Source organism: Neisseria sp. P0021.S007 (assembly GCF_051956855.1).
Window position 1 is genome coordinate 1 of sequence record NZ_JBQCXA010000531.1, and the last position, 689, is coordinate 689.

At 52.8% G+C, this 689-nt stretch carries 2 protein-coding genes; both read left to right on the top strand.

Going from position 1 to position 689, the window contains the following annotated elements:
• The coding region (locus ACTHUR_RS14430; protein ID WP_440399258.1) for a pyridoxine 5'-phosphate synthase at window positions 1-355 on the top strand (355 nt) is incomplete at its 5' end.
• Window positions 356-443: 88 nt separating this feature from the next.
• The coding region (acpS, locus tag ACTHUR_RS14435) for a holo-ACP synthase (RefSeq protein WP_440399260.1) at window positions 444-689 on the top strand (246 nt) is incomplete at its 3' end.

Sequence of the window (689 nt, forward strand, 5' to 3'; positions counted from 1 at the left end):
CCGCGTGTCCTTGTTTATCGATGCCGACAACGCGCAAATCCAAGCCGCTTATGATGTCGGCGCGCCCGTTATCGAGTTGCACACCGGCGCATATGCCGATGCGCACAGCCACGCCGAGCAAATAAAACAATTCGAGCGCATTCAAAACGGCGCGCATTACGCCAGCGATTTGGGTTTGGTCGTTAACGCCGGACACGGCCTGACCATTCACAATGTTACGCCGATTGCTCAAATTCTCGCCATCCGCGAGCTGAACATCGGCCATTCGCTGATTTCCCAAGCACTCTTCCTCGGCCTGCCTGAAGCTGTCCGCCAAATGAAGGAAGTCATGTTCAGAGCCAGAATGCTGCCTTAACGGCATCAGCCATACAGGCTAAAGCGGTTTGCTTTGGCCTGTATTCACACTTTCAGACGGCCTGACTATTTAAACAAGGAGCAGACCCATGATTTATGGAATCGGTACAGACATTGTTTCCCTCAAACGCATTATCCGCCTGAACAAAAAATTCGGACTGGCATTTGCGCAACGCATTCTCAGCCCGGAAGAGCTGTTGGAATTTCCGCAGGCAGGCAAACCGGTCAACTATCTTGCCAAACGTTTTGCCGCCAAAGAGGCTTTTGCCAAAGCCGTCGGTACGGGCATACGCGGAGTGGTGTCTTTCCGCAATATCGGTGTCGGACATGACGCA